21 protein-coding genes and 3 pseudogenes are annotated in these 22,609 nt (G+C 53.6%); 12 read left to right on the forward strand and 12 right to left on the reverse strand.

Translation table 11 applies throughout. The features are described 5' to 3' along the window. Positions 1-8: 8 nt before the first annotated feature. Positions 9-311, reverse strand: coding sequence for a hypothetical protein (locus L1249_RS03430; protein ID WP_235253364.1), 303 nt, complete (start codon positions 309-311; stop codon positions 9-11). Beyond that, positions 298-462 (reverse strand): hypothetical protein, encoded by a 165-nt coding sequence (locus L1249_RS03435; protein WP_235253365.1) that lies wholly within the window; start codon positions 460-462, stop codon positions 298-300. Before L1249_RS03435 ends, L1249_RS03430 begins: the two co-directional genes overlap by 14 nt. Positions 463-1,221: 759 nt before the next feature. On the opposite strand from L1249_RS03435, the gene L1249_RS03440 reads away from it, so the two are divergent. The 8 genes from L1249_RS03440 to L1249_RS17655 all read left to right on the forward strand — a co-directional run bounded on the left by L1249_RS03440 (position 1,222) and on the right by L1249_RS17655 (position 13,115). After that, on the forward strand, positions 1,222-3,285 hold the full coding sequence (locus L1249_RS03440) for an ATP-dependent nuclease (protein ID WP_235253366.1): 2,064 nt from the start codon (positions 1,222-1,224) through the stop codon (positions 3,283-3,285). Continuing rightward, a complete protein-coding gene (locus L1249_RS03445; RefSeq protein WP_235253367.1) occupies positions 3,282-5,264 on the forward strand; it encodes a UvrD-helicase domain-containing protein in 1,983 nt (660 codons plus the stop codon). Before L1249_RS03440 ends, L1249_RS03445 begins: the two co-directional genes overlap by 4 nt. Positions 5,265-6,208: 944 nt before the next feature. After that, entirely contained in the window at positions 6,209-7,117 is a 909-nt protein-coding gene (locus tag L1249_RS03455; RefSeq protein WP_235253368.1) for a hypothetical protein, read from the forward strand. A gap of 471 nt (positions 7,118-7,588) precedes the next feature. Next, positions 7,589-8,632 (forward strand): phosphoribosyltransferase-like protein, encoded by a 1,044-nt coding sequence (locus tag L1249_RS03460; RefSeq protein ID WP_235253369.1) that lies wholly within the window; start codon positions 7,589-7,591, stop codon positions 8,630-8,632. Further along, complete coding sequence (locus tag L1249_RS03465; protein WP_235253370.1) at positions 8,616-9,272, forward strand: NADAR family protein; 657 nt, start codon at positions 8,616-8,618, stop codon at positions 9,270-9,272. The genes L1249_RS03460 and L1249_RS03465 overlap by 17 nt, the downstream gene beginning before the upstream one ends. A 194-nt stretch (positions 9,273-9,466) precedes the next feature. Then, on the forward strand, positions 9,467-10,690 hold the full coding sequence (locus L1249_RS03470; RefSeq protein ID WP_235253372.1) for an ABC-three component system protein: 1,224 nt from the start codon (positions 9,467-9,469) through the stop codon (positions 10,688-10,690). Further along, positions 10,687-11,175 carry a three component ABC system middle component gene (locus L1249_RS03475; protein WP_081192953.1) on the forward strand — a complete coding sequence of 163 codons (489 nt, stop codon included), beginning with the start codon at positions 10,687-10,689 and terminating at the stop codon, positions 11,173-11,175. Before L1249_RS03470 ends, L1249_RS03475 begins: the two co-directional genes overlap by 4 nt. Positions 11,176-12,419: 1,244 nt before the next feature. Then, on the forward strand, positions 12,420-13,115 hold the full coding sequence (locus L1249_RS17655; protein WP_442908419.1) for a DUF3732 domain-containing protein: 696 nt from the start codon (positions 12,420-12,422) through the stop codon (positions 13,113-13,115). 183 nt (positions 13,116-13,298) lie between these two features. Here the strand turns inward: L1249_RS17655 and radC are convergent, their stop codons facing one another. From radC to L1249_RS03510, 6 genes are all read right to left on the reverse strand, one after another. Continuing rightward, positions 13,299-13,841 carry a RadC family protein gene (gene radC / locus L1249_RS03485; protein WP_442908418.1) on the reverse strand — a complete coding sequence of 181 codons (543 nt, stop codon included), beginning with the start codon at positions 13,839-13,841 and terminating at the stop codon, positions 13,299-13,301. Between the two features lie 44 nt (positions 13,842-13,885). Beyond that, positions 13,886-14,497 (reverse strand): lambda exonuclease family protein, encoded by a 612-nt coding sequence (locus L1249_RS03490; protein ID WP_235253378.1) that lies wholly within the window; start codon positions 14,495-14,497, stop codon positions 13,886-13,888. Between the two features lie 44 nt (positions 14,498-14,541). Further along, positions 14,542-15,333 (reverse strand): ERF family protein, encoded by a 792-nt coding sequence (locus L1249_RS03495; RefSeq protein ID WP_235253380.1) that lies wholly within the window; start codon positions 15,331-15,333, stop codon positions 14,542-14,544. A gap of 40 nt (positions 15,334-15,373) precedes the next feature. Further along, on the reverse strand, positions 15,374-15,589 hold the full coding sequence (locus tag L1249_RS03500; RefSeq protein WP_235253381.1) for a hypothetical protein: 216 nt from the start codon (positions 15,587-15,589) through the stop codon (positions 15,374-15,376). Positions 15,590-15,713: 124 nt separating this feature from the next. Then, complete coding sequence (locus L1249_RS03505) at positions 15,714-16,682, reverse strand: DUF932 domain-containing protein (RefSeq protein WP_235253383.1); 969 nt, start codon at positions 16,680-16,682, stop codon at positions 15,714-15,716. Between the two features lie 98 nt (positions 16,683-16,780). Further along, a complete protein-coding gene (locus tag L1249_RS03510; protein WP_235253384.1) occupies positions 16,781-17,119 on the reverse strand; it encodes a hypothetical protein in 339 nt (112 codons plus the stop codon). A 154-nt stretch (positions 17,120-17,273) separates the two neighbouring features. Between L1249_RS03510 and L1249_RS03515 the strand changes: the two genes are divergently transcribed. Both L1249_RS03515 and L1249_RS03520 read left to right on the forward strand, forming a co-directional pair. Continuing rightward, positions 17,274-17,723, forward strand: a complete 450-nt coding sequence (locus L1249_RS03515; RefSeq protein WP_235253385.1) for a LexA family protein — start codon at positions 17,274-17,276, stop codon at positions 17,721-17,723. 737 nt (positions 17,724-18,460) lie between these two features. Beyond that, positions 18,461-18,718, forward strand: coding sequence for a hypothetical protein (locus tag L1249_RS03520; RefSeq protein WP_235253386.1), 258 nt, complete (start codon positions 18,461-18,463; stop codon positions 18,716-18,718). Positions 18,719-18,919: 201 nt separating this feature from the next. Here the strand turns inward: L1249_RS03520 and L1249_RS03525 are convergent, their stop codons facing one another. Then, the gene (locus tag L1249_RS03525) at positions 18,920-19,462 is read right to left on the reverse strand and encodes a cysteine hydrolase family protein (protein ID WP_235253387.1); all 543 of its coding nucleotides are present in this window, start codon (positions 19,460-19,462) and stop codon (positions 18,920-18,922) included. 43 nt (positions 19,463-19,505) lie between these two features. Continuing rightward, entirely contained in the window at positions 19,506-20,384 is an 879-nt protein-coding gene (locus L1249_RS03530; protein ID WP_235253388.1) for an MBL fold metallo-hydrolase, read from the reverse strand. A gap of 144 nt (positions 20,385-20,528) precedes the next feature. On the opposite strand from L1249_RS03530, the gene L1249_RS03535 reads away from it, so the two are divergent. Continuing rightward, positions 20,529-21,482, forward strand: a complete 954-nt coding sequence (locus tag L1249_RS03535; RefSeq protein WP_235253389.1) for a GlxA family transcriptional regulator — start codon at positions 20,529-20,531, stop codon at positions 21,480-21,482. 48 nt (positions 21,483-21,530) lie between these two features. On the opposite strand, the pseudogene L1249_RS03540 reads toward L1249_RS03535, so the two are convergent. Next, positions 21,531-21,845: pseudogene (locus tag L1249_RS03540) on the reverse strand (hotdog fold domain-containing protein); the annotation flags it as partial. A gap of 371 nt (positions 21,846-22,216) precedes the next feature. On the opposite strand from L1249_RS03540, the pseudogene L1249_RS17530 reads away from it, so the two are divergent. Continuing rightward, a pseudogene (locus L1249_RS17530) lies at positions 22,217-22,366 on the forward strand (Y-family DNA polymerase); the annotation flags it as partial. 73 nt (positions 22,367-22,439) lie between these two features. Here the strand turns inward: L1249_RS17530 and L1249_RS03550 are convergent. Beyond that, a pseudogene (locus tag L1249_RS03550) lies at positions 22,440-22,609 on the reverse strand (IS256 family transposase); the annotation flags it as partial.

Below are 22,609 nucleotides of genomic sequence, written 5' to 3' on the forward strand. Positions count from 1 at the left end.
GCTTTGTACTAACCGCCCAAGTCAAAATCTCGAACAACCCAGCCTAGCTCTGCATTCTGATCGCGGGGCAATCGCCAAACGCCCTCGGTGATCAAGTCAGTGCGACGAAACAAGTAGGCCAGCGTCCCCGGGTCGTAGGTGTCTTGCGAACTAAGGTGCAAGACTTTACAGCGACCACTATGCAGCTCGCCGCGGTAAATGATGTGAAACTCCACGACCTTCTTGATCGGCACGCCTTTTCGGATGTTGTGCCAACCCCGGCGCTCCAAAGACTTGCGCCACTGCAGGGCCGCATACTTATACTGGTTCATCACTCGATGGGGCGGGGCGTTTTAGTCCAGCCAGCTCTTCAATTCTGTCCGCAGCCTCTCGGCAAGCGCGGTTGGCGGGCAATTTGCGCAGTTTGGCAACCAGCTCTTCATCGGTGAGCTTTCGGTTGAAGTAGTCGGCGGGGGTTTCCATGGGTGGCTCCTGTTCGTTTTGAATCAGGATAGCAGTGCGGGAGTAGATCGGGGATTGCGAAGCAGGAAGAACGCTCAGGCATGCAGCCATGCCTGAAAGCTCTGTGAAGGGATTGTGAGCGCGTCACCGTTGCTGACGTGAGCAACAGCACGTTATGCGCCGTTGATATAGCAAATTCACGTTGCACCCAGCAGATAACTATATAAATATCAGTTGCTTATATTCAGGCGGGGTATGGTTTCGGTGTCTTGAAAACCGGCATAGGTTAATAGCCTATCCAGGGTTCGAATCCCTGTCCCTCCGCCAAGCATTACGAATAAGCCGCTGATTTCAGCGGCTTTTTTGTGTCTGTGATTCAGTCAGCCCATACCCCAGCCCATACTTTGGTTTTGGCTCTCATTGAGCAGAACTGAACTGTTTTGGACGCTGACTCCCTTATTGCTGATTCTTTGTTACTAACCTTCGAACCATAATTCAGTAAAAGCTTCATGCGTGCACGCTCGTGAGAGGTGACAGCCGCTTTTCATTCAGATACTGTCATCTTAAGAATTATGAGTGATCGCTATTGGCTGATAACGACCCAAAGCGGAAGTTGGTGGAGGGCGGCTAACGGCCAGGAGCAGACAGTCATCCTAAGATATTGGTTTCGCCCGATAGATCATGTCATAAATCTACCAGTCATCAGGGATCAGCACTGGGTTGGCAGAAATGGCCAAGATAGGCGTCCCTGCCTCGTCATGAGTAACAGGGAGCGTCGCTGTGTACCTATCTATTTTGAAAATAGAAAATTTCCGCCAGTTTGGCCAGGCCAACCATGGCTTGGAGGTCGCCTTCAACCCAGGTGTCACCGCGCTGGTTGGAGAAAATGATGCAGGTAAAACGGCAGTCATCGATGCGATCCGGTATGTACTGCAAACCCGTGATGCTGAATACCAGAAGCTGCAACTAGAAGATTTCCATATCGATAACAGCGGAGCTCAGGCCAGCACTATTACGCTGAGGTGCACATTAGATGGTTTGAGTAAGGCCGAACTGGGTGCGTTCGCTGAGTATGTTACTTACAAGAACAGCGTGGGTCGGCTGCACATTCATTGGTCAGCCACGCGCGTCCAAGGCTCAACGCTCACCCGCAGATGGGTGGATATTTCAGTGCGTTCCGGAGAGAACGGGGAAGGACCGTCCCTGGATGCAGGGGCCCGTCTTCTGCTCGCCACTGCTTACTTGAAACCATTACGTGATGCGGAGCGCGAGATGTCGCCAGGCCGCAATTCTCGGCTCTCTCAGGTTTTGAGCAGCTTCCCAAACATCGATGTCGGAAACGCTTTCGATACCGCCACCCCGCCTGCTAGCCCCGTTGATGCAGAAGCGTTGAGCATTGCTGGTATGGGCGACTACATGCGGTATCTGGTGAACAAGCACACCGCTATCGTCAGCGCTGAACATGCTATCAACCAAAACTACCTGGCCCCGCTTTCTCTTGCGGGACGGCCCCTGACAAGCCGTATCAGTTTCGGCGAGGGGGGTACCGAGGATGCGAGGCTGAAACAGATCCTTGAGCGCCTAGAGCTCGGACTGCTTAATCACGCTTCGAGGGAATCTCGGGGCGTGTATGGACTGGGCTCGAACAACGTACTATTTATGGCCTGCGAGCTCCTCCTGCTTGGAAAAGAGCCGGACGGCTTGCCGCTGCTATTGATTGAAGAGCCTGAAGCTCACCTGCACCCGCAGCGGCAACTGCAGCTTATGGAGTTTCTTGAGAAGGCCGCGAAACCTGAGGATGGTTTGAGACCGGTACAGGTGGTTCTGACCACACACAGCCCGAATTTAAGCTCAAAGATTCCGATCCAGAATCTTGTGCTCATGCATCAAGGGCACGCGTTCTCCCTGGCTGAAGATCAGACCTGCTTGGGCGCCGATGACTATCGGTTCCTGAGTCGATTCCTTGATGTCACGAAAGCAGGATTGTTCTTCGCCAAAGGGCTGTTGGTGGTGGAGGGCGATGCTGAAGCGATCCTTCTGCCAGCCCTTGCGCGTATGCTTGGAAAAGACCTGACCAAACATGGTGTGTCGGTGATCAATGTGGGCGGCGTAGGGTTGCGGCGCTACTCCAAGATCATGCAGCGTCGAGATACGAGCAAGGGTGAGATCTCCATTCCTACGGCGTGTATTACCGATATGGATGTCATGCCTGACTGCGCGCCTGAGATTCACGAATTGGTAACGGGGCCGACTGATCCCAAGTGGAGCAGTACTAGCCGCCGCTGGAAGACTGTGCGTGATTTCGGCGCGAATATTGCAGAGCAAGAAGCCGGTATGGCTGAGCATCGTCAGAAGCGGATGGTGAGCGACGGACAGTGCGTTCGAACCTTCGTAGCAGACCACTGGACACTCGAATATGACCTGGCCTTTTCCGGTCTTGCGCCTGAGGTGCACGCGGCAGCTTACCTAGCGATCAACGAGGAAAAGGTTGATCAGGGGAAGGTGACTAGAGCAGCTCTTTTGGTTGAGGCTGAAACCGCATTCAAGGCGATTGAGGCAGCCCACTCCACCAAGGAGGCCAGGTGTTCGGCTGTCTACAAGCTGGTCAAGAAGGCCTCCAAAACCATTACTGCCCAGCATCTGATCGACCTGATAGAAGACCGTTTCGAGGCTAAGACGCTGGATGCGACAACTCTGCGTGACTCGCTATCAAAGTCTGTGAATCACGCGATCGAATACGCCACCAGTGGCTCAGCAGTACCGCCGATGGGGTCTACGGTCACGTCGGTTGCCACGGGCACTGTAGCCTGCACTTCAGCAGCTGTTGAAGAGAACGAGGAATGAACCTGACCCAGCTCATTGATCCGATAACCGACGACGATGTGGAGTGGGTCACCAATCTCATGAAATTGGAGGCATTAGACGAGCCTAGGCGCAGCTTCCTGAAGTCCATGAGCTCACTGGACGTCTCCGCTTGCCCTGGCAGCGGCAAGACCACATTAGTGGTGGCCAAACTGGCGATCCTCGCTCGCCATTGGAAGAGTCGAACTCAGGGTATCTGTGTCCTTTCACATACCAACGCAGCGCGGGAGGAAATTGAACATCGCTTGGGAGGCTCGGAGATTGGGCAACGTCTGCTTCGCTACCCACATTGCATCGACACTATCCATGGCTTCACTGGGCGATTCCTTGCTTCACCATGGCTTCGATCGGAAGGCATTACCCTCACGGCCATCGACGATGAACTCACACATGCCGCCCGCCGGAAAGCACTGAAACCCAGGGAATACGCGGGCATGAAGAAAGCGTTCGAATCGGCGTTTATCAAAGTGGAAAGTTTGCGCTTAAGAACTGTCGATTTCGACAACCCGCTAACCGGTTTGAGTCTGAAATTCGGGGCTCATACGGACACCTACAAAAATGCCTGCAAAGCGATGGCTCATGCAGCCAAGACAGGGCATTTTTGCTTCGATGAAGTGTTCGTTTTGGCTGATGCGCTGCTGGTTAAGGAACCTGAGGTAGCGAGCGCTTTGCGATTGCGCTTTCCCTGCGTTTTGGTCGATGAGATGCAAGATACGCGGTACGAGCAGGCCAACATCTTGAGCAAGGTTTTCCCGCGTCAGGATCCAGATGTTTGTGTCATCAGGGTTGGGGATCCCAACCAGGAAATCTTCGATGTGAAGGTGGAGCTACCAGAGCCGTTCCCTGATCAATCGAGCACCATGGAAATCGCTAGTAGCTTCCGCTTCAATCAGTCGATCGCGTCCATCGCCAATCCCTTTGCCTACCTGCCAATCACTGGCGGCCTGGTAGGATTACGGCAGAGTGGTGCAAACCAGCCTGCTCCCAACACCATCATCGTCTTCCCTGATGACGACGTGAGTAATGTCCTAGATGCCTATGGGCAGCTGCTGATCCAGCACTTACCTGCAGATGTCCGGACATCAGGTATCTATGCGATTGGAGCGGTACATCGACTGGAGAATGACAATCCAGAGCACTACCCCAAAGCGGTTGAGCATTACTGGGCTCCGTATCAGTCAGAGGTTAATAAGCCTTCGTTCAAGCCGCGTACGTTTTCAGAGGGTATGCACATCGCTCGTCGCTATGTTGCTAGGGATGCAACTGCGGCTCTAGGCGTGGAACTGATTGCGTCCTGCTTGTTGACCCTTGTGCGCCTGGCGTTTCCCCGTGACGCGATTGTGGCGAGGTCTCGCAGTCATCAATGCGTCGAACAGCATCTTGCCGGGCGTCCTGGAGTGGCCGCTGCATATCGTGAATGGCTCGAACGGCTGTTGTTTAGCCCCGCTGATATTACCCAGGCGGAATGGGATGCAGTGGTTGCTTCAGGCTTAATGGATCTTGCTGCAAATTTGGTCTTTTCTGATCAACTGCTGGCAGCAGCGGATGCTAAAGCCTATCTCGCTTGGTCAACTGCCCCTCTGGTAGAAGACCCAGGTGACAACGGTGGTGCGCTGCTCAACACGTACAGGTTTGAGACCGGTTCTGAGAACGTGAACATCCGGTTGTCTTCGATTCACGCCGAGAAGGGTAAAACGCATGCTGCCACCCTGATTCTGGAAACGTACAACCGCACTCACTTCGTCAACAAGCTCTTGCCGTGGCTTGAAGGCAAAGCCTCAGCTGCGAAGCGTCCGAACGAGGCGGCGAAGAAGAGCATGATGCTCATGTACGTGGCGATGACCAGGCCGACTCATATGCTTTGTCTGGCCATGCGAAAAAGCTCGTTGGGTGAGGGTAAGGCCGAGACCAAGAGGAGGACAGCACTGCAGCAGGCAGGTTGGGCAATTATCGACATTTGATAGGGCCACGTGGTTCGCCGTTTAGATCAGTTAATCGCCCCTAGTTTCCTAGACACCCAACGACCGCTTTTGGGCGAACAACGACGGCCCAGGATAGGCAGTCGTTTGTCCTTATTAAACTTCAGTCTGTTCTGCCATTTCCAACGCATCATCGACCTCTATCCCTAGATACCTGACGGTGCTTTCCAGCTTTGTGTGACCCAGGAGCAGTTGCACTGCCCTTAAATTTTTCGTTCGACGGTATATCAGCATGCGGGTTTGCTCGGTTATTTCGAACTGGACAGGTCGATGCGTTTTTTTCTGCATTACGATGACTCGTGATGATATGCACGCACCATGGGCTATATCTCGTACTCGTAAATTGACGAGGTCGTAGCCTCGTAATTTGCTATCGATGGCTAAATTGAAGAGGGCAAGGTCTCTCGTCTTTTTGGGAAGCTGTAGGCGCACACGTATGGCCCAGATATCCCTAAGGCGCAGAGGCGACTTCTGCCCAACCAGCTTGCCGTTATTCCAAGGTGTAAAAGAAATTTTAGTTGGAACGTTAATGGCATGATCCACCAACAGCTGAATGTCAAAGAATGGCTCAGTTCACGCTTGTCATGTGCTAAGGTTAGTTTACAGTCATGGCTCGAACCATTACTGCCGTTAGAGTGTCATTGGTTCATGAGTGTTTTGCAGCAAGTTGTTGATGGTAGTCCCTTCTGGGAACCACAAAGCTGATCGGTAGCAAGCAGTCTGCCAATAATGATGTCCCAATGCAGATCCAACTATAACTGGCCATGGATCCAAGCCTGTCCCACACCCAAACTTTTGAGAGCCGAGAAATCATCAAGGTGGCAGAGTCGACTGACAATACAGAGACCAACCAGGCCTCGACCACTGTGCCTGAACAATTTGCCATTACCGCCAGGGGAGCTTTTCCTAGTGAGGACGAGGCGCGCATGATCGCAACGCAGATTGGGCAGGTAGTTCGCCAGTTCAGCCGTGTGTTTAATCTATCCGAGCTGGACGGCGTGACGGTTGCCGAGGATTACGCTCAAGCACTGGCTGAGCTAGATCGCGGCTACGAAAGCAGTCACACCCTCACACCGTCGGAAGGGGCTGTTGTTGGCGTCGCGATGACGCCATCAGTGCTTCGCGATGGGATGCTTAAAAGCCATATCGTCTTCAATGCCCAGTACCTGTGGCCACTTCTGGATGACACCCACCCTGATTTCCAGTCAGCGCTGCACATCGTGGCCCACGAGTGTGCACACGTCGAGATTACCGGCAAGTTTGAAGCTGCCATTCCAGGCGTACTTTTGCGTAAATGCTTCAGGGACATACGAGACAGGGCCCGCAGCGATGTGATCCTAGCGTGCTGGGATGAGTATGCAGCAACGCGTCTTAGCGCTGGCTTCGGCGAAGATCCTACCGAAGGCTATGAAGAAACGCTGATCAAACACATGGGCACAGCGCGTCAGGAAGCCAACGAATCAATTAAAGCTTATCGTTTACACGGCGACGTGGAAAAGGTTTACTGTGAAGCTTGTCGAGCCTACGGCAACTTGCTGAAATACGCTGCTTATTATCTCGGAAATCTAGCCGGACACGGCTTAGAGTTATACAAAAGGCCGAACTTCGACGCAGCACTTGATGGCCATTGGTTTAAAGCCTATTTCCACAGATTGTATGAAGCCTGCAACACAATAGCGGCCCAGTACGGCACATGGCGAGACCAAGGTGTTTTTGAGGTCATAGGAGACATTGCGGACGACATGGTCGCTGAAGGTGGCATCCTGTGCACATCACTCCAGGACGGAGGCCTTTACTTTGACATACCGCTGACGCCGGAGACAGTACCCTGGTGATGAAACGCAAGTTGTTCAAATTGAAGGGGGATTGGAGTATCTGGCTGAAGAGTGTGAATTCGATGAGATATTGCTGTGCCCCGTTTGCGCAATGTCGGTGCGATTGCAGCCTAGAGCGGTCGTTCACCATAAAGATTTGAAAGATCCCTTATGGCTGAGAGCGACCCAAAGCGGACTTTACGCCGAAAGCGGCAAACTGATTCAGCCGTGTTATGCAGGCGCCACGACAATCTATGTTATTATTACTATTTATATTTAATTTATTTTAAATTCATAGGGATAGGTCGTGAATTAAAGGCTGTATAACCTGAATGAATGTGCTGCAGGGTTCATTGAAGATATGCAGAGGGTTTTATAATCACTGTTAGGGTGTATGTCTACTACATACACATGTGGCGCCTATTATTGTGTCGATCTTGGGTATAAATACAAAGAAAATTTAAGATTTGTCAATTGGCAGGGGAATACTAGATGAGCGAACGTGATGACCTGCTCGCCTCCGTAGCGAACGAGATCAGGACCTATCGAAAAAGGGACCTTGCCGAGCCGACACCGGAGCACGTTGACCGCTGGCTTCAACAGTTCACGCCCGCCCAGCAGTTGCCCTTCCTGCGAGAGTTTGAGCATGTTATCAAGCAGACCTTCTTCACGCGAAAGAACGTGAAGGACTTCCTCCGCGGCCTCGTGACCAACGCGAAGTTGGCTGGTGCCGACGACCCTACCACGTATTGGTCGTCTACAAACTTCTTGAGCATCCAACAAAATGGTCAGAGCCAGAAAGAGATGCTGAGGCTCTTCTCGAAGTGCCTCGAAGAGGAATGTGGCCTCGACCTGGACGACTGTGGAGAGGACGGAGGTGACTTTATTTACATTGACGACGTGATGTTCAGCGGCAACCGCATAGGCAATGACCTTGAGCCGTGGATAGTCAATGACGCGCCGCAGTCGGCTACGGTTCATGTCATCGTTGCTGCTCTTCACTCAGGAGGGTCGTACCTAGTCGATAGAAGGCTTAAGAGCGTAGTCGAACAGTCGGGTAAGAAGATCGCCATCAAGTATTGGCGCGCCCTAGAGATTGAGAACCGCAAGTGGTACAAGAACAGTTCAGGAGTGCTTTGGCCCACGGTGATCCCTGAGGAGGCTGAGCTTCAGAACTACATGGCTTTACCTACGAAGTTCCCCTTCGAGCCTCGACAGCCAAGCGCAGCAGCTATCAAACCATTCTCATCTGAAGCGGGCCGTCAAGTCTTGGAGAGTGAGTTCCTTATTGCAGGGGCGAAGATCAGGGCAAAGAGCGAGAACCCAAAACAGTCCATGCGCCCTCTCGGATTCAGCCCGTTTGGCGTGGGTTTTGGCTCGATGATCGTCACTTACCGGAATTGCCCGAACAATTGTCCACTTGCAATGTGGTGGGGAGATCCAGAGGCGATCTCGGGGGCCCTGCACTGGTACCCGCTACTACAGCGTGAGGGCTATTCCTCCGCGAGGAATATCTTCGATGCCTTCAGGTTCTAGTCTAACTCAACATGAGAAAAGCCTCTTGCGGACCTACGTCCGCAGCGAGGTTGTCGTTGTCTACAGGACGAAGGAGACTTTTGGTGGCCTATCCAACATGGCGTCGGGCTACCCCTTGCAGATCAACGGCATTCGCATCTTAACCTCGGAGGCCCTGTATCAAGCCTGTCGCTTCCCTCACATGCCGGAAGTCCAACGGGAAATCATCCGGCAGCGCAGCCCGATGACCGCCAAGATGAAGAGCAAGCCGCATCGAAAAGACTCAAGGCCGGATTGGTACGAGGTCAGACACAAGGTCATGCGCTGGTGCCTGCGCGTTAAGCTCGCGCAGAACTATGAGGAGTTTGGTCGACTGCTGCTTGCGACTTGTGATAAGCCGATCGTAGAGCAATCACGCAAGGATGATTTTTGGGGAGCCAAGCTGGCAGACGAGTCTGGCGATATATTAGTAGGGCAAAACGTACTTGGTAGGCTTCTAATGGAGTTGCGGGAGAAACTCAAAGATGACGCGGCGGGTGTGTTGAAGACGTTACCACCACTTGATATTCCCGACTTCATGCTGCTAGGCAAACCAGTCGAGACAGCCACTTTCAGGAGCTCAGGCAATGATTTTAAGCCACAGCCTGAATTGTTCCAATAGCGTAGATTCCCCAGCCCTTTAGTTTATGACTACCGGATTTAAACGTAGCGAGGGGAGCCCTAATCACTGTTATGCCGGAGAGAGTAATCGCATTAAGTGGTGTATGGATCAAGCCCATCAGAAGGGATGGTCGTCAACATTGACGCTGGGTAGACTGCGACCCTTGAAAATATAATTAGGTATCGGTTGAGCCAATGACGATTACAAAAACCGACAAATATTCAGCCAGCGAACAAGGCTTGGGATATATCTACCAGGCACGTCTCGCCCTGCTCCGTTTATTGCAATTGCCGGAGGACACCGCCGTCTTCTTGGAAAAAGACGATGACCTCGATTTCATCGACTGTGATGGCGGAAAATCCCTAGCATCACTCAAGCACAAGGCGGTCGGAGACAGGCTGGCCGATCTTTCCACGGACTTTTGGAAGTCGGTGAACATCTGGCTGGAACGGTACAAACGTGATGGAAGTTCCGCATCAAACTTGCAGTTCTTCCTGTTTACTACGGGTACCGTCAGTGCCGGCTCGTTTCTCGAACGTCTTCTCCCTGACCAGCCCGTTCGTTCAAGCGATTTGGTGACACTAACTGAACTGGCAAATGCCTCGCTCGCTAATTCAAGGTCGCAACTCATCGCGCCGATCGCTGTGTCGTTCAACGAGCTGAGTGAGCCAGAGAAGCAGGATTTTCTCGAACGTATTCTGATCCTTGACGGCAGCCCACGTATCGATGATATCCCGTCGATCATCAGGGATAAGCACATGCGAAGCATCCGGCGCGAGCACCGCGAGTTCGTTTTCGAGCGACTGGAAGGTTGGTGGACTGACGCCGTGATAAAGCAGTTGACACACGCACGGCCGGAAGGAATTTTCGGTTACGAGGTATCGGACAAGCTCTCCAACTTTGCCGAGGAATATAAAGCGGACAACCTTCCCATCACCTTTCGGGGAAAACAGCACGCAGGCGAGATTGATATTGAGGAAGATCCTCGCTTGTTCGTGGCGCAACTCCGCGAGATCGGCCTCTCCTCCAGCCGGATCAGAAGCGCTGTCCTAGATTACTATCGCGCGTTTGAGCAGCGATCCGCTTGGGCACGCGAGAACCTGCTGGTGTCAGGAGAAGTCGAGGAATACGAAGATCGTCTTGCTGACGAGTGGAATCGCTACAAGGATGTCGTCTTCGAAAAGTTGGCAGACGATAGCGCCGAGAACGCGCTTCGTGAAGCCGGCGCGACCCTCTATAACTGGGCGGAGTTCGAGACAGGAAAGCTCGAATCCTTACGCATCCGCGCCCGGGTTACTGAGCCTTATGTCCTCCGCGGAAGCTTCCATATTTTGGCCGATGCCACGCCCAAGCCTAGGGTCTACTGGCACCCCGGATTTCTTGATCGTCTTAGCAAAGTACTCGGAGTGGCCTCATGAAGCAATGGAACCTGCGCCCTGTCGAGATTCGGAATCTGTTCAACCCAGCCTTCTGCGGTTTGGTACTGTACCGTGCCCTCTCTAGTTACGAGGAACAAGATACTCGCGGGATGCCTTTCTCCCTTTCTCTGCTGGTACTGCCATTGTGCCTACACAAGGATTCGCGAGAAGTCCTTGCAGACAGTCCGCGTAGTTATCTCCTCAAGATCACGGAAAAGAACCAGCAGATTACACTGGGGTTCGCTGACCGAGTGACGCAGATGTTGCCTTATGTCTTCGAGGGTTTCGGTTTGCTCATGGAACGGGGGTGCATCGTAGTTGGGGATGACGGTCGCATTCAGACCGTGCCCAACAAAGTGCGCAAGACCGTCCGGGGAACTGACGAGACCGTTTCTTGCCAGAAAGTAGCACGGATCTTGGGACGGGAATTCGCACGCATTGCCGATCCGGTGACCGTTTACACGACTTTTGGGATTCGTCCATGAAGATTAGCTCTATCCATATCTACAGCCACGACGGTCAACGCCGGGATCTCCGGTTTAGGGTCGAAGGGCTCAATGTCATCACCGGACGCTCATCTACCGGCAAGTCCGCACTCTCCGAGATCATTGAGTATTGCATGGGCCGCTCCTCATTCAATGTTCCCGAAGGCGTAATTCGCGACAAAGTGGCATGGTTCGCCGTGGTCTATCAGTTCGAGAAAGAGCAGGTTCTAGTGGCTAAGCCGAGCCCACCTAGCGTAGGAGCCAGTTGCAGCATGGCGATGCTCCGACGTGGTACTCAGTTACAGACGCCTGCGTTCAAGGATTTGGTGGCCAACGTTGATGACGATAGCGTTGTGGAATTGCTGTCGCGTTTACTCGGTATTCGCGAGAACCGCACAGATGTCGCGCTTGAACACAGCCGCGACAGTTACGACGCGAACGTCAAGCACACGTTCTACTATCTGTTCCAGAAGCAAGGGCTGATAGCCAACAAGGATCAGCTTTTCTATCGCCAGAACGAGCCGTACCAGCCTCAGGCAATCCGCGACACTCTGCCGATCCTGCTCGGCGTCTCTTCCGGCGACCGCTATGAACTGGAATCTCGTCTACGCACAGCCCAGCGGGACCTTAGGATTAACAGCAAGCAGTTGGAACAGGCGAGCAACGCTATCGACACATCGCACGAGCAGGCCATTGGCCTCTATTCGGAAGCCAGAAGCGTCGGTGTCATTAGAGGCGGGGAGAGCACGAATGGAAGCGGGATCATCGAGGCGCTGAGGTCTGCGCTGGCGTGGAAGCCCGAAATGGTACCCGACGACGACGGCAGCCGGATTTCGCTCTTGGAAGAAGATCTAAGCCAGTTGCGTCAGGATCGACGCGACACTCAATCGAGGATCGACGCGGCACGACAGTTTGCCAAGCGGGCGGGTGGCTACGAGAATGAGGCAGCCGAGCAATTGGATCGACTGGCGTCGATCAAGGCTTTGCCGAAAAACCCAGACAACGGTGAATGGCAATGGCCGTTCAGCGAACGAAACCTAGCGATGGAGTCTCCAATCGCGGCGGCCTTGCTCGGCGAGTTAAAGTCGCTTGACAGCGAATTGCGCATCGCTACCGGCCAGCGTCCAAAGCTCGAATCCTACCTTTCCGAACTGACGAGCAAAGTGGACGAGATAGCGGGCGCCATAAAGCAGAAGGAAACAGAGCTATCTGCGGCGATCTCGGCTAACGAGGTCATATCTCAAATGGGCTCTCGTAATAATGCGGCAGCACGCGTGGTTGGTCGCATCAGCCTGTTCCTAGAGACGCTTCTGCCGAACGCAGAACTTGCTCGGTTGGAAGCACAGAATCGTCGTCTTGACAACAAGGTTAAGCAGCTTGAAGACCAGATTGGCGCGGATGACAGCAACGAGCGCTTAGCCTCGATTCTCAACACTATCTCCGTAAATCTGTCACGTTATATACAAAAGTTCAACGCCGAGTTCAGTCCTTACCCCGCTCGGTTAAACCTGCCACAGTTGACTATAATTTTCGATCGCCCAGAACGCCCGGTTCCGATGGCGCGGACTGGAGGCGGCGAAAATCATTTGGCCTACCACCTATCGGCACTGCTTGCGCTACATCTTTTCGCCGCAAAGAATAACCGGCCAATACCTCGATTCCTGCTGATCGATCAGCCTACTCAGGTCTATTTTCCATCTGAGCAGGTCTATAACGACGCCGATGGATCAATACAGAAGACAGAGGCCGACGCCGACCTAGATGCAGTGCGCCGACTGTTTGAACTATTGCTAAAGTTCACTCAGGAGGAAGTCCCCGGTTTCCAACTGATCATCACCGAGCACGCGAACCTTCGTGACCAATGGTTTCAAGAATCGTTGGTCGAAGAGCCTTGGACAAAGCCTCCGGCGCTGGTTCCAGAAGAGTGGCAAAGCACATGATTTGCGCAATATGTCAGCTAAGAAGGCATAAAAAAATAATGCAGCGACAAGGCGCAGAATGCGGCGTTATATCAGAGAGTACTAAAAGGCAGCTTCTGGCCGTTTGCCGTCTTAACCAAAAAAAAGATTGCATCATTTCAGGAGCTGCCCAGTGAGGCAGCTCTATTTCATTCAAGCAGATGTTTACAAATACCCCATTTCCGCAAATGACTTACACCCATCACTACCCACCACCACATGATCAATCACCCGAATATCCATCAAGCCAAGCGCTTCCTTTAAGCGCTCGGTAATACGCCGATCCGCATCACTAGGCTCAGGATCGCCACTAGGGTGGTTATGAACGAGGATGACTGCAGCGGCGTTGTAAGCGAGTGCCGCTTTCAAAACTTCTCTTGGGTACACGCTGGCTGAATCAATAGTGCCGCGAAACAGCTCTTCAAAGCGGATGACACGGTGTTGGCTATCGAGGAACAGCACGCTGAACACCTCGTACTCATAGTCCTGAAGCAGGAGCTGCAGGTGCTCAAACGCTTGCGAGGGCTGTGAGATCTTGCGGCCTTTGGCGAGCTTGCGGCGTGCGAACCGCTTGGCCATGGTAATGATGTCGGTTTCTGTGACTGGTGACGTGACTAAGTAAGTGCCCGCCACTTCACCGGCTTTGAGTTTGCTATGGGGCATGATGACCTCCAAAAAATAAAGATGCCGGGGTGGTGGCCCCGGCATCTATGTCGTTAATAGTGGATGTGTATTGTGGTTCAGTAGGCAAGTCACGCCGCCATCACTTGGCTGATACGCCGTTCCATCTCTTCATGGAACGCGTCAACCCGCTTGGCAATCGTGCCGATCAAAGCCTCGTCTCGGTAAGCGCGTTTCACAAACAGCGGCATTCCGGGCCAGTAGCTCACAAAGTCGATCCATTCCCGTTCGCTAACCCATAGCCCACCTTGGCATTGAGGCACGTGTTCGTCGGGTATTTCCCCGCTGAGCAGCACCTCAATTTGGAACTTAGGCAGCTTGGTTTTGATCTCCAGCAGGCCGTTTGTCCCAATCAAGCTATCCGGTGAATAGCCCACGTCGTGGTTGAGGATCAGGCCCACTTCTCTAGGCTTCGGTGCGCCGGTGATATCGCGATACAGCGAGCGGGCGACGCTCTCTAGCTCCTGTCCCCGCTTGGTGTGGGCATTGCCTTGAAACGGCTCGGCCAGCTCACCGGTCATGCGCTCGCCGATCAACTGGTGCATGTAGGTAATGGCTCCAGTCCCCAACCCGCCGGGGCCTTTGCCATTCACCAGCAATGCCTTGAGTTCCGACATAGTGACGCGCCCAAGACGCGCCGCCAGCCACTCTGGCGAGCCTTGTGGCATGGTGAGTATCTGCATACAAGCTTCCTGTAGGCGATGAGATGAGTGGTCGGGCTGAGCCGCTATTTCACGGCTCGTTTGGTGAGGGATGCGCGGAGTTTGTCGAAGTCCGCCTGAGGCACCTGAACCGCAGCGCCGTATTTGCCGCTGAACCACTCTTGTGTGGTGGCTGGGCACTGGCTGATCAAACGCTGAATCTGCCCCGCCTGAAAGGCCGTAACCCTCTTTACAGCTGCTCGTGTGCTGGTCTGGCCGTTATCGTCTTGCCCGCGTGTGGTGATGTTGAGCAAGGCGCACAGCACATAGCGCTTGCCATAACTGGTGGACGATCCAAAGGCCTGGACGGCATTTTTGTTACCGCTCATGTCCGCAGGTAGGAGCATGCTGGTCTCTTCCCGGTGGCCGTCCTTGTGCATCAGCACGCCCGTTACTTGGATACCGCGTTCCTGGGTCTGAATACGGAAGCTCACCGCGAAGCCGTGTTTTTGTAGGATGGGGCGAACGGTATCGACGATATCCTCCAGCGTGGCATAGCAACCGTTGTTGGTTTGCCCACGCTCTTCAATGCTGGGCAACTCTGTCTGCATCGCTGCCATAGCAGCGCTGTAGGCCATCATGGCCTGGCGGTCCATCACGCGCTCCTGCATTTGCAGTAGGCGCTCCATCTTGTCGATATCGACGTCAGGGTTAAGCGCCGCGCGCTCGATCACCTGAATAATCGCCGTGCTATCAGCCGTAGGATGCGCTTCTAGCGCCGCTGAGCTTGGGGAATGCTGAACGTTGGCGTCTGCTTGAATGGAAGGTACTGAGCCTTTTTGGGGAGACGCATTTACTACATGAGTACGCTGTGCCATAGGGCACCTCCTTTTACGTGAAGAGGGAAATGCGGGCTGGTCAGCCCTGTTCATGGGGTGCGTCATTAACGAGCGCAGGAACGTCAGGTAAGTGACGCGCAATGTCAGCGGGATCGATACGCTCCAGGCGTATCTCCGCGCGATAGAACTCGCCCTGGGCGCACACCAGCGACGTTGCGTTATGGGCGTCGTGTTCTAGCAGTTGTTTGGTGATTCGAGTGAGCGCCATTTCAATGGCGTCGGAAATAAAGCTCATGCGGGTACCTCTCGGCATAAGCCCCACAGCAAAACGCCCAGCCTTTTCAGGGGCTGGGCGTCTATGCCGTGAGGGTTAGGATGATCATTAGGTGAATCGCTGGTGGGAATGGGCGTATGGATAGTTAAGACACCAGTTGTAGGGCGGCATCCAAAGCCTCTTGCTTGAGCTGTGCCCCCTGACCAAACCAGGCTGAGTCTATACGGGTATCGTTACTGCGTGCGCGCTTGTCGTGATCAACGTATTCCGTGACCGCATTGAGCAATCCCCAAGCCGTGTCTTTGGCCGTCACCAAGTGAGACCCCCGACCTTCGCCGTGATAGAGTTTCTGCACCTTAATCAGCGCTCGGTAGTTGGGCAGTTTGGAGGGATCGTCCAGCGGCTTCTCGGCCCCACAAATCACCGACTGAAGATACTGCTGCGCTTCCTGCCGAGTGATTTTACGCTCCGCTAGGGTTTTCATCCGGTACATGAAGTCATTCCACTGAGACACCGAAATACCCAGCTGACGCTTCACGGCACGCGGATCAAACTCTGAACGATGCGGCACCTTCACCGCTTGCGACGTCCCATCGACGGCAATTTGCAGCGTGTTGTTGCACACCACCCGTACCGTGGTGGGTGTTGCCATGGTGGCAAGGGTGCCATCGCAGGAAGTGGCCAACAGCAGGTAGTCATTGACCTCATCCTGACCTTTGAGCGACGTGCTTAAGCCGCTACGGGCTAACGCCCAGAACTTACGTCCGCCTTTCAGTACGCCAGCGGTTTCTAGCTCATACCCGGCGTACTCAGTCAGATCACGGTAAAACTCCAAAATCTCTTCGGGCTGCACCACCTTATAGCGCTGCGACACCACCGAGAGCGGTGCTTTGGTATCTGAGCGGTAGAGCACCTTCTGCTCAGGGAACGAGTGAATGCTGCCAAGGTGACTAGCCCCTTCGGCAATAAAGCGCACCGGCGCTTCTTCGATATGCCAGTTCATACCGGCCTGTTGCTGCCAGACCTCTAGCGGTTGATGACGAGACAACTGTTGCCCCAGGCCATGCCAAGGGGTGTCGCCAACGTAAGCCATGTGTTCAACGAGATGTGCCATGAGTCATTCTCCAGACATAAAAAAAGCGCTGACCAAAGGCCAGCGCGCGAAAGTGAATAGGCGGATCATTCGCCCCACACAGGGCGAACAACGATAGGTTAAGCGTTAGGTGCTAAAGGCGGGTAGGCGTCGCGGTAGGTGCAGCCGCAAGACAAGCATAACCACGGTGTCCCGCTGCCAACTGGCAGCCATTGTTCAAACAATGAAGTGGCGATGCGCGAGCCGGTTTGACCACCGGCCACGGCACCCATCATGGCGGCAGGCAATTTTGCTAGCGGAAAGCGAGTCACAGTTAGCGGCAGTGGGCCTGTGATGGCTGTCGCTCGCCATGCACCAATAGCACCGCCGATCAAGGTGCTGCCCACCACGCTCACGCGTTGGGCTGTATCCAGGTTCAGCAGGCGCGTAGATGCACAACGCTTACAGGGTAGGGACATATTGAAGCTCCTATGCAGCGGAAAAGGTTCCAGTGGGGTGGATGCATAGGAGTGATATAGGTCTGAAATTAGTTGGGATACGCCGATGTGGTATTGCGTTAATTGAGTACTTTACAGATACTGTTTTTATATACAGCTATCAATGGAGGTGCCCATGACGTTATCAGTGACATTACTAGGACAAGCAGGCGCTTTGACAGTGTCGGAGCCCTTACCGCTCTATACCTGTGCCGTGCGCGCAGGTTTTCCATCGCCCGCAGATGACCACTTAGATACCGATCTTGATCTTCACCGCTATGTGGTGAAGCGACCTGCTGCAACGTATTTCGTACGTTCTGAAGGAGACTCCATGATTGGTGACGGGATTCACCATGGGGATTTGCTGGTGGTGGATCGCAGCCTCGAAGCCTTACCAGGTCGCATTATCGTCATTTGTGTTGATGGTGAGCTCACAGTAAAGCGCCTTGAGCGAGTAGGGCAGAGGACTTATCTACGGGCAAGTAATCCTGCTTACCCTCCCATTCCCCTAGATGGTCGTGAGTCGCACGTCTGGGGCGTCGTGACCCATGTGCTTCACAGCTTTCCAGGGGCAACGCTGCAATGATGGCCCTGATCGATTGCAACAATTTTACATACGAATGCTAGTGTATGACGAATACAAAATACTGTGATAACTATTGACATTGGAATAAGCCTGCCCTAAGTTTCTTTCCAGAAATAGACAAGGAAGTGGGCTAGCCGCTCACGGCCAGAGGACCCCCAGGCCCGCCCCTGGGAGGAAGAATGTCCGCTCTGATTACCAATGAAAGAGGGTAAAGAGAGTGGCTGTACCTTTTACAGCGATTCGGTGAGTCACGGCTTATAAAAGCTATCAAAGACCTGCCAGGTAACAGGAAACCCTATCCCTTAAACGTAGCCCGAGTTCTTGGGGTTCAGCTCCCAAAGCCCTGTGATCTCCCCAACCTTAAGGCAAACCTCAGAACCGATAGAGAGGTGCGATTAGGTCTTCGATCTATTCGGGGCCTGTTGGCGTCTCTCGGGAATATTCAAAACCAGAAAAGTGATGAGGCGAAATAGGGAAAATGCAAGAGGCGGACATTCGGTTGCTGTTTGATTGCGGAAAGCTGAAGTCAGTAATGGTCACCAGAGCGCCCCTGGTTGAAGGCTGGTGCCTGCAATTTTCGCGAAAGGGTGGCGGCTGTGAAGCGCTCGACTCTCAAAGAGTAAGTCCGCGAACTTTTAAGACTCTGGATGTGGCATTTCTGGCTGCAAGCCGGATTGGGTTTAGGGAAGCCACAATAGCTGGCTGACTCAGGCAATCGATCAATCAAGGACTTCAGTATGGCGATGCTCGAAAGAGTCAGTATTACGCCTATGGCTCTCGATACCGACAAGGGTTCTCAGGAGATTTCTTGGGTTCCGGTCAGTCGCTCAAAGCCAGTGCCAAAGGTGCCACACATATTCTTCGATGACGGAGAGCCTTGGCTCGCGGCCAATGCTTATGCACTCCACAAGTTAGATTCCGTTGTAGGAAGCGATATCAAAACGGTGGCCTCAAACACGGGAACCTCTGCACTCAACAACAGCGGTCGTTTTTAAGGGCCCGCCAATATAGATGGGTTCACTCTATCAACCAGTGGATCAGCGTGATGGAAGAAGGCATTCAGTATCCGTTCTAAGCGAGTTAGCGATGAATCCGCGTCGAACGATACCATTGAAACGACCGGCTAGAAATGCTTCTAGCCGGTCGGCGTTCAGTTTACGGGAGCAACCACCCGACAGATACGAAGAGCAGGATCCTCACAGGTAATCCCGGGTGGACTGGACACTCGCATAGGCAAACCCAAGAGCCGCCATAGCCGTGGCATGAACCTGTGCCGCAGGCACCTTCACACCGTTGAACTCCAGATCCATCGTGGCGCAGGCATCTTCCAGCACCGTGACCTTGTAACCGAAGTCCGAGGCCGCACGGCTGGTAGCCTCAATGCACATATGGCTCATGGCGCCAATCACTACTACTTCCTCAATGTCGTTGGTATCCAGCAGTTCTTTCAGGTTGGTCTTCAGGAATGAGTTGGGATAGTTCTTGAGAATGACCGGCTCCTCACCTTTCGGTGCCACGGACTCGTGGATGTTGATGCCATCTGAACCCGGTGTGAATACAGGCGCGTTGGGGTCCGGGAACTCGTGGTGAATATGCACCAGCAGGTCTTTGTTCTGACGCGCTGACTCTATCACCTGTGCAGCCTTGGCGGCTGCCTGTTCAATGTTCACCAGCGGCAGCTTGCCGGAGGCAAAGTACTCATTCTGTATATCGACAACAATAACGGCTCGCTTGCTCATTAGACTGTTCCTCATTTGGTCATTTATTTCAGGTGTGCTCTGGTCAGAAAGAAAGACTCTCACCATCCGCCGGGATCAAAACCTGCTCATCAATCCCCTCGTGCTGAACGAACTCCGCCAACTCCTCGCGGCTCAGGGTCATATGGTTCACGGCGTCCATGTGCACGGCGACAATGTCCGCGTCCGGCAAAGCGCGGTGAACGCGAAGGGTATCTTCTTTGCCCATGATGATCGGGTCGCCCTCAAAGCCGTTAAACTCCGCAGCGCCGGCATTCAGTACAACAACATCCGGCTGGAAGCGCTCCAGCGACTGCACCACCTCATCACGCCACACGGTATCGCCGACCACGTACGTGGTTTCTCGCCCCTCGGCTTCAAAAACCACACCCATTACTTCACCGAGCGCCTTGGACAGTTCGGGAACGGCATAGAGGGTATCGGAGCCGTGCTGCCCGCCCGTTTTATGGAGCGTCACGCCCCGAAACTCAGCTACATCGTCCAGAATGCGTACATCCTTGAAACCTTGTGAACGAATGATCTCGGCGTCGGCTGTATTCTGAACGAACAGGGGAATGTCCTTTGGCAATTGTTTCTGGGCGGCATCGTCCCAGTGGTCCAGGTGGGTGTGGGTCACAATCACCGCATCCGTGCCCTCGACCACATCCTCTACGGCCATGGGCAGCCCAACCAGAGGATTGCGCAATTCGCTACGGTAGGTGTTTTCGAAGCCCGGATAGGCACCTTGATCAGCCAGCATTGGGTCGATCAGAAACGTAGTCTCCCCGTAGGTGATCTTTATAGTGGCATTACGGATCTGCTGTATCTGATGACTGGACTTCTGAGCGCCAGACTCCGCGAAAGTGGCGCCAGCAAAAACAGTCGAAGCCAGCACCAGTGCGCCAGCGAAGGTTTTGATCAACATGGTATTTGTCCTCTACCAGAGTGTTCGTTGATGGAATAAGTCTACGGAGATCTGATCACCGCCAATATTGACCTGAAAGACAATCATCGAAAAAATCGGGCCAAGCAGTTATCATCAGACCTAATAAACCTCAGGAGTGACATCGTGGCACTACCCAAAGTCGGGCTTGTCCTTCACCCGCAATTCAGCCTCTTCCATTTCTCCGTGCCCTACATGGTGTTCAGCATTGCCCTGCCTGAAGGCCCCTTGTTCGAGTTGCTGATTATCACGCCGGACGGCAAACCCCTGGCATCCGAGCGGGCCATGACCGTGCAGCCGGATGGCGGGCTGGAACTACTGGACAAAGTTGATATTGCGGTAGTGCCCGGCTGGCACGATCTGAACGAAGCACCACCCCCTGAATTGTCTGAAGCCCTTGCCCGCTGCCATAAGCGCGGTGCCCATGTGGTGGGCCTTTGTTACGGCACCTATGCCCTGGCCTACGCGGGTTTGCTGGATAACAAACGGGCCTCAACCCACTGGTTGGCGGAGCAGGACTTCCTCAAACGGTTTCCGCAGGTAAACCTGGATACCAACGCTCTCTATGTGGAAGACGACCGGCTGGTTACCTCCGCTGGTACGGCGGCTGGGCTCGATTGCTGCCTGTTTCTGGTGCGGGAGTATTACGGTGCCAGGACCGCTAATACCCTTGCCCGTCTGATGGTGGTCCCTCCGCACCGGGAAGGTGGTCAGGCCCAGTTCATCGAGCAGCCGATCGCGATTTCCACCCAGGATGCGCACATGAATCGTCTACTGGATTACTTGCGGGAACATCTGGACAAAGCCAACACCATCGATGAACTGGCTGCCCGTACCGCCATGAGCCGGCGCACCTTCACCCGTCACTTTCAGAAAGCCACTGGCATGACGGTTGTGGAGTGGCTAGTGAGTGAAAGGCTTCGACGAGGACGGGAACTACTGGAAACCACGTCACTGTCTGTGGAAGCCATCTCGGAAAGAATCGGCTTCCACACAGCAGCGTCATTCCGGCAGCATTTCAAGCAACGTCACCACGTGAGCCCTCGTGACTGGCGCAGGGCCTTTGGAGAGGTGGCATGACAATTCATGCCACCACCACCGCCGCTCAATCTATTACTTGGTCAACCACTAGGCGAGCTTCACATTCATCGTGATCCGGACAGTAAATATCGTCTGCCCATCCTCATCAATCACTGAAACCGGCACCACTTTTTCACCTGCCGTTTCCCAATCAATACCGTCTCCCTCTGCAATAGCACGCAGATCTGTTCTGGCCTTGGCCAGATAATTCACCGTCATCGCCTGCAGAATCCACTTGCCATTGCTGGGAATGGACACATCCGTCATCAATCCAGCCACCAGTTCAGCCGCGTTGCACATGGCAATGGCGTGGACGGTGCCCAGATGGTTAGTGATTTCCTTTCTGAAGGGAACTTTGGCTTCCGCGTACCCCGGCTACAGATCGGTAAGTATTGGCTCGATGGTGCTGAAGTACGGGGCCTGCTGGCACACCATGTTTGAAAAGCTTTCTCCTCCAAAGGCGTTGAATGCTGCAAGTGAAGAGGCGCTACGAATGTCCGCTTTTGTTTAGGCCCGGACATTTTATTTTACTCGTAGCTGTCAATTGATGGTTCTAACAGGCAGTGCCTTTAGACCGCAATAGAGGGCTACGTTTTTGGGGTACGAAATACCAATCCATCAATGGCATGGACAAAAAAGTGTATGAAGAGGGCTTTATATCGACGTTCGCCATGGACACGGGCCATATAGTGAAAGCCCTGTGATGCTCAGTTTAAAGTCATGTCCATAATTGGATCATTCGTAGTTACAATTTCTATGTCTCTTGCGAGCGGGTCTTCAACCCGTCCTTGGAAGGTCGTCCTGTAGGAGTACTATCCAATAACGATGGTTGCATCGTCGCGCGCTCTAACGAATTAAAAGCGCTGGGCGTTGAAATGGGGGCTGCCATGCACCTGTTAACGCCTGAAGTGCGCCGCAAAGCCGTCCGAGTTATTGTCAAATTCTGTGTATGGCCGGTCAGGCGGCAGTCCTGTCTGACTGATCGGTCAAGGGTTCGCCGTCCTTGAACTGGACGTTGTTCACGACCAGCTCCAGCTTGTTGAACCCCTTGATCCGCTTCCAGCGCTTCTGGGCGCTCTGAAGCAGCTTGAAGACCATCGCCAGGGTCGTCGCTCTGGAGCCGCAGT

The sequence above is a fragment of the Halomonas sp. Cn5-12 genome (genome assembly GCF_021532545.1).
Taxonomy (GTDB): Bacteria; Pseudomonadota; Gammaproteobacteria; order Pseudomonadales; family Halomonadaceae; genus Vreelandella; species Vreelandella aquamarina.